The sequence below is a fragment of the uncultured Tissierella sp. genome, from assembly GCF_902479755.1.
Classification (GTDB): Bacteria; Bacillota; Clostridia; order Tissierellales; family Tissierellaceae; genus Tissierella; species Tissierella carlieri.
This window is the reverse complement of record NZ_CABSQO010000079.1, coordinates 1-7,303: the sequence shown is the minus strand read 5'-3', so window position 1 is coordinate 7,303 and position 7,303 is coordinate 1. Positions and strand designations below refer to the sequence as shown.

Annotated in this window: 6 protein-coding genes; 3 read left to right on the top strand and 3 right to left on the bottom strand. The window is 31.6% G+C overall.

The window, feature by feature from the left end; translation table 11 throughout:
• Window positions 1–67 precede the first annotated feature (67 nt).
• Together RDK80_RS19925 and RDK80_RS19920 are read right to left on the bottom strand one after the other, a co-directional pair.
• Window positions 68–544, bottom strand: coding sequence for a C-GCAxxG-C-C family protein (locus tag RDK80_RS19925; RefSeq protein WP_094903159.1), 477 nt, complete (start codon window positions 542–544; stop codon window positions 68–70).
• A 49-nt stretch (window positions 545–593) separates the two neighbouring features.
• Window positions 594–1,523 (bottom strand): TDT family transporter, encoded by a 930-nt coding sequence (locus RDK80_RS19920; RefSeq protein ID WP_308525305.1) that lies wholly within the window; start codon window positions 1,521–1,523, stop codon window positions 594–596.
• Window positions 1,524–1,847: 324 nt separating this feature from the next.
• On the opposite strand from RDK80_RS19920, the gene RDK80_RS19915 reads away from it, so the two are divergent.
• The 3 genes from RDK80_RS19915 (at window position 1,848) to fni (ending at window position 5,314) form a co-directional block, all read left to right on the top strand.
• Window positions 1,848–3,206: a YjiH family protein gene (locus RDK80_RS19915; RefSeq protein ID WP_308525304.1), complete on the top strand. Its 1,359-nt coding sequence runs from the start codon at window positions 1,848–1,850 to the stop codon at window positions 3,204–3,206.
• Window positions 3,207–3,344: 138 nt separating this feature from the next.
• Entirely contained in the window at window positions 3,345–4,280 is a 936-nt protein-coding gene (locus tag RDK80_RS19910) for an LCP family protein (protein ID WP_308525303.1), read from the top strand.
• A gap of 14 nt (window positions 4,281–4,294) precedes the next feature.
• On the top strand, window positions 4,295–5,314 hold the full coding sequence (gene fni / locus RDK80_RS19905) for a type 2 isopentenyl-diphosphate Delta-isomerase (RefSeq protein ID WP_308525302.1): 1,020 nt from the start codon (window positions 4,295–4,297) through the stop codon (window positions 5,312–5,314).
• Window positions 5,315–5,473: 159 nt separating this feature from the next.
• On the opposite strand, the gene RDK80_RS19900 is transcribed toward fni, so the two are convergent.
• Entirely contained in the window at window positions 5,474–7,258 is a 1,785-nt protein-coding gene (locus tag RDK80_RS19900; protein ID WP_308525301.1) for a DUF2207 domain-containing protein, read from the bottom strand.
• Between the last annotated feature and the right edge of the window lie 45 nt (window positions 7,259–7,303).

Below are 7,303 nucleotides of genomic sequence, written 5' to 3'. Positions count from 1 at the left end.
TTTAGACATGATAATACCCCCTGAATCCGTGTCCGGATTTAGGGGGTAACATCAATTAGGTGGTTTTTTATTCTGCCGTTTCTGCAACTTCTACTTGGCCATCTTCTATTAATTTTGCTGCAACCCATTCTGCAACTTTTCCAGTTATTTCAATACAATGTTTTTTTCTTTCAGGACTCATGAAATTATCTCCAGCCCATTGTCTAGTAATAACTCTACAGCAAGTTGAACCATATTCATCTTTTATAAAATCATGTAATGATGCTGCCATAGGAAACATTTTTTCTTTCATTGGTTCACCATGAACTCTGCCATAAGCCATACCAAGAGCCATTTGCCCTCCACTTACTGCTCCACATAGGCAGCCTGATTTTCCCATACCGATTGGGAATCCTGAAGCCATTTTTACAATATTGTTATCATATGGATTTCCTAGCAAATTGTTGATGGTTTGAGCTACTGCTTCTGAACAGAAAAACTCTCCTCTTGCAAAATATCCTTCTGCTTCTTCCTTAACTTTTGCTAATAATTCTTCCTTAGTCATATAAAAAGCCTCCTTAAATTTATTTATATAATATTATCAATACAGTAGATTATTTAGCTGTTTCAGTTCTAGCAAATAAAAAGCCTATATATCTAATTAATACATAGATAACAATTGCCAAAGCCACTAATTCTTCAAAATTTACAACATACTTTAATATAGCTATTGGTTTCTCAATTTTAACTAAAAATCCATTAGTTAATTTAATAGAAATTGCGCTAATAACTAACGGGAAGGTAAAAGCTGAGTAAGATGGATAAAATTTTAGTTTCAATAACTTTGGTAATTGTAATAATACACATAAATATGAGAATTGAGATAAAGCAACTAATAACCAAACAATAAACATGTTTTTTTCTTGGAAGGAATTCATATATCCTGCTAGGCAAAGTGCAACAGGTGCAGCAAAAATTATTAGAGTTGGTAATGCAGGTTCAGGTATATCTTTAACTTTAAAAACTCTTTTAAGAACTATTGGCAATAATGCAAAATAAGATATGAAACCAAACCAGAATAGAATTTGTCCAATATTTGCTTTATCAAATGCAGGAGCAGTTACAGATCCAACTACTATTCCAACATAAACGATAAACCAAGATGGGAAAACTTTTTTAATTCCAAAATTAAATAAATACTTTTTAGTAAAATAAATAATTAGAACTCCATGTAATACTAGCCCTATAATCCATATGCCAAATGCTAATGATGGAGCAAGTGGTTTAAGATATGTTGCTAAAAGCATAATTCCCATAGAAAGTGTAGGGAAAACACTTGCAACTACTGGATTGTCTATAGCTTCGGAAACACCTTTTGGGAACATAATAATTTTAACTAATACTAAAACTAAAATAATTGCTGATAATACACCAAAGATATTTCTGTATATTTCTCCATATGATAAGACTAAGTTTCCCATGGCTGCCAAAGCTAACATTAAACCAACAATTGGCACTGGTAATTTTTTAATAATTTCTTTCATTTGCATCTCTCCTTTTCTTTTAAATTTAAACACTATTCTACTTGGATAGACTATCACACCAATATAAACAAATCCAATAGAAAATATCTATAATAAAAAAAATGCTATAGATAAAATCTTGTTTTTATTATAGATATTTGTAAAGATTTCTTATATAATTAAGAGATATATAAATTTTTATGTCATATATTCCAAAATAATGAAAATTTGAAATATTCATATGATTTCTTGAAATTAGTGTTGTTTAGTGATATTATGATAATATAATAAAGAAAGGAGGGTAGTAAGGGATAAAAATAAATAAAATATGAGAGGGGGATTTCTATGTCTGATAAGACTAAGAAAAAATATTCTGGTGCAGATTATACACGGTTTATACTTCCATCTTTAATTGGTATTATGCTATTTATGATTCCTTTAAAATTTCAAGGGGAATATACGATTCCAGTTGCAATATTATCTAAAACTGTCGCATCAATATTAGAACCTGCACTACCAACTATAATTACTTTGCTCATTACTTTTACTGGTATAATGACCATAATTTATAAAGTAGCAAAACCAAGCTTTATTGAGAAATCTAAAAATCTAAAGGGATTATTCAATGTAAATATATTCTGGTTTATAGTTAGAATCGTCGGTATGATATTCGTTATTTTGGCATACTTTGAAATAGGACCTGAATGGATATGGAATGAGAATACAGGTGGTTTGTTGTTACATGGGCTTTTGACAACTTTACTTACCATATTTTTCTTTGCTGCATTTTTACTTCCTTTATTATTGGATTTTGGACTACTGGAATTTGTTGGAGCAATGCTTACACCAGTTATGAGACCAATATTCAAGCTCCCGGGAAGATCTTCAATTGACTGTATTACTTCTTGGCTAGGTGATGGAACTATAGGTGTTCTACTCACAAATAATCAGTACGAAGAAGGATATTATACCACTAGAGAAGCATCTGTTATAGCTACAACATTCTCGGCAGTATCTATTACTTTTGCCTTAGTAGTATTAGCAGAAGTTGGTTTAGAACAACACTTTGTTCCTTATTATCTAGCAGTTACTTTTGCAGGAGTAGTTGCAGCTATTATAGTACCTCGTATACCTCCACTATCATGGAAGAAAGATGATTATCTAACAGATACTAGTAGAGATAATATGGAAAACCTGCCTGTAGGACACACTCCATTTACATGGGGACTTGATCAAGCTATTGAGAAGGCTAAAAACAGTACAGATATTAGTGGTTTTATTAAAGGTGGACTCCATAATGTCCTTGAGATGTGGGTAGGGGTTATGCCAGTAATCATGGCATTTGGAACTATAGCAACAATTTTAGCAGAGTTTACATCTGTATTTACTTGGTTAGGTATGCCATTTATCCCTATATTGAAACTATTAAACATACCTTTTGCAGTAGAAGCAAGTCAAACTATGATTATAGGTTTTGCAGATATGTTCTTACCATCTGTAATTGGTGCTAGTATAGAATCTGAGCTAACTAGATTTGTAATTGCAGGAACTTCTGTTACTCAACTTATATATTTATCAGAAGTAGGTGCTGTTATCTTAGGTTCCAAGATTCCTGTAAATGTTGGAGAGTTATTTATTATATTTATTGAGAGAACATTAGTGACATTACCAATTATTGCATTAGTAGGACATTTATTATTTTAAGAGGCTAAATAGCCTCTTTTTTTTACATAAATAGACATTGTATCTAAATTGTAACTTAATTTCGTCATATTTTTAATTGTAATTAGTAGACATATGTAGTATTATTTAATGTATAATTTAATTACTAGAGGTGTAACGATGAAAAAGAAGTTTGTGCTATCATTTATATTATCATTTATATGTTTTGCTTTAGTATTCACCTTTTTGGGTGAAAAAGTATTTCTAAGGAAGAATTCAACAGTAGCCGTAGATGATGGTGATGGTGAAGAGCCAGGTAATGAGAATGTAGTAGAGCCAAAAGTCGACAATGAAATCTTATTTTTAATGATGGGTGTAGATGCTGAGGACGTGAAAAAGTCTAAGGGTACAAGGACAGATACTATGATGCTTTTCAAAGTTAATTTTGACACAGGAGATATAAATTTACTATCTATACCTAGAGATACGAGAGTGTTAATAAAAGGAAAAGAAGATAAAATCAATCATGCTCATGCCTTTGGAGGGCCAGAGCTTACTATGAGAACTCTAAGAGATTTTCTAAATATAGATGTAGATTATTATGTAAAAGTTGATTATAGAGCAGTAATGGAAATAGTAGATGCAATAGGTGGAGTAGAAATAGATGTACCTCAAAGAATGAAATATGATGATACGACACCTGGAATTCCACCACTTCATATAGACTTAAAAAAAGGAGTACAAACCCTATATGGAAAAGAAGCACATGATTTTTTAAGATATAGGTCTGGTTACAAAGAAGGCGATATAGGAAGAATAAAAGCACAGCAAATGTTTATGAAGGAGTTAATTAAGCAAGCTCTAAAACCTAAAAACATAATAAAAATACCAAAATTTATTGAAACATATTTTGATTATGTAGAGACTAATATCCCACTTAAAGTTATTACAAAAGGCGCATTATCCGCTAAAAAAATCAATATGGAAAATATGACAACAAATACAATTCCTGGAGATGGTAAAAGGATTGCAGGAGTTGACTATTGGATATATAATAGAGAAGAGACAAGAACCATTGTCCAAGAAATGTTTGGAGACTATTTATTAAGTCAATAGATAGAGGTGGAAATATGAGAAAAAAGAGGAAAAGAGAGCATGTTGAGAACTATCTAAGAACAACCTATAAAGGCGATACGTTATTAGAGGACGTATTTTTGCAACATAATGCATTACCAGATTTAAGTTTTGAGGATATAGACACAAAAACAGTTTTTTTAGGGAAAACTGTAGATTATCCAATTATAATCAATGCAATGACAGGAGGTTCTGACTTTTCCTGGGAAATAAATCGAGATTTGTCACTAATTGCTAAGGAATTTAAAATTCCAATGGCTGTTGGCTCTCAAACCATAGCTTTGTGTGAGGAAGAAGAATGTAGGGATTCATTTGAAATAGTTAGACAAACTATAGGAGATGACGGTATAGTCATAGCCAATCTTAATGCTCAGGCATCCTTAGAAGATGTTAAAAGAGCTTTAGACATGATAAGGGGTGATGCAATACAATTGCATTTGAACCCTGCTCAAGAAGTAGTTATGCTTGAAGGAGATAGAGATTTTAGGGGAATTTTGAGAAACATTGAAACTATTGTAAAAGGTATAGGCAAACCTGTTATAGTAAAAGAAGTCGGATTCGGTATATCAAAGGAAGTGGCTGAAAAGCTATATGACGTTGGAGTTAGAAATATAGATGTATCTGGCTACGGTGGAACTAATTTTATTGAAATCGAAAATATTAGATATAATAATATAGATTTTTCTGACCTTTATTCATGGGGGATTCCTACAGCCTTAGCTTTAATTAAATGTAGAGAATTATCTCAGGAGTTGAACTTAATTGCTAGTGGTGGAATAAGAACGGGTATGGACATTATAAAATCATTAGTAGTCGGTGGAGATATGGCGGGTATATCAGGGGAAATACTATCATATCTGCTTCATGGAGGTTATGAAAATGCAAGAAATTATTTAGAAGCAACTATTCATAAAATGAAGATAGTGATGCTGCTTCTAGGTAAGAGAAATATGGAAGAATTAAAAGCTACAGATTATAAGATAGTTGGAGAATTGAAAGAATTAGTGAATGACTAATAGTGAATAGTAGAGAATTAGTGAATAACTAATAGTGAATAGTGAATAGTTAAAAAATAAAACCCGTTTACTACAATCATAGTGGATAATATGCCAACTGAATGTAAGAAACGGGTTTCTTGTGTTTTAGAATTATTCACTATTCACTTTTCACTGAATTTAAAACCCTCCTGCTCCTCCTCCGCCAGCACCACCGCCACCGCCTCCAGAGAAGCCGCCTCCATCTCCAACAGAGCTGGAAGTAGAACTTGCAGAACTTCCATAAAATGATGAGTTAAATCTATCTTCAAAACTAGAGCCCCCATGTCGATTTGTCATAAAATACCAGTAAGACCAGTGGGCTGATGTATGTGACTCTGGCATTCTTTCTCTAAATCTATCTATTGACTTCATAGGCAGTCCTAGAGCTAAGGCATAGATTAAAATCTTATCTGTAGTTATATTTATATTGTAATCTTCTAGGGTTATTCCTTGATAATCTAGATTTTTCTTGAAATCCTTCCATAGTTGATATTGGATATATCCTTTATCTGATTTCCTGTAAAATATAAATATGCTATATACGAAGAGTGAGATTGACAATATAAGTAAAACTCCGCCATAGAATGCTTCAAAGACCATAGCAATAATTCCCACAATAAAGGATATTATACTTATAGTTAAAGTTACAAATGCCCATTTCTTACTGCTGGGATCATAATAATCCCTATTTTTTAAATCTGAGCTAACCTTTTTCTGCCATGAATTAAAATCTCGATTGAATTTATCAAATGATTTTTTTCTATATTGTTCTATATCTCTTGTAGAAACTACATTGCCATTTCCAATAGTATTAAATAACCAATCAAATAGGAATTCTTCATGAGACAATAAATCCTTTCTTGGTCTAATGGTCTTTGAAAATAAAAAGTCTTTTTTCTTCTTATTTGAGCTTTCAATTTCTTCTATATTGATATATCCTTTTCTTGCAGAATCAAAGATCGTTGTCATTAAGGCCCTAGAATCAATAACGGAAACCATAAGCATTCTAAGCTCAGCAGGTGTAATATCCTCAGGATACTTACTATTCAATGAATCATATATATCAACATTTCGTCTGAATTTATTAAATATAAATCCAGCTAAAGCCACAAGTAAACCCGATACTATAAGGGCAATATTGTTAAAAATACTTTTATTTCTGGCTTTTGATATAGCTTTTTCTTCTGCCGATCTAATCAAAGCTAATTCCTGATCCATTATATTATCAAGAGTTCTATTTCCTTTATTAGTACTTTGACTTATAAATGAATTTGGAAATAATATTCTTGCTTCTACAAAGGTACTTGTAGGGACATCAGATACTTCTAATTTTATTAAGTCATCCTCTATAAAATTTATACTTCCATTAAGAGGACCATGAGCGAATATCTTAGTGCTTTCTTTATTCTTATCTGGCAACCTAATACTGGCAGAAAAAAATTCAATAGGAGTAGAGTTCTCACTGCCTAAAAACTTATAATATAATTCTCCAGTATCTATATGATTAACAGCTACATTTTTAACTGTGTATTTGATACGAAATGTCTTCATTTCATTTTTAGAAGGTGAGAATATCATTAGTTTCAAGGTGTTTTTTTCCTCTGTTTGTGTAAATACAGCTTTGTCTCCCTTTTTAGCAGACCCTACAAGAGAATATGGAACTTCAATTCCCTGTACCATCTCATAGACTTCTAAGTTTTCAATGCCTTCTGTGCCATTAATAACGATATCACGATATACACCATTAAATTTATCTTCAAAGTCAAAAGTAATATCTTCAGAAATAAATAAATCACCGTTATCACTCAAAGTAGAATCAACTATCCACCTATTAATACTCATACTAGTATCTGCAAAACTAGTGGGAGAAATGAAAATTAGTAGAACTATAATCCATAAAATATTAAATCTTTTGCTAAACAAATAGACCACCCCCAAATAGTATATATTTGATATAATATATTATAT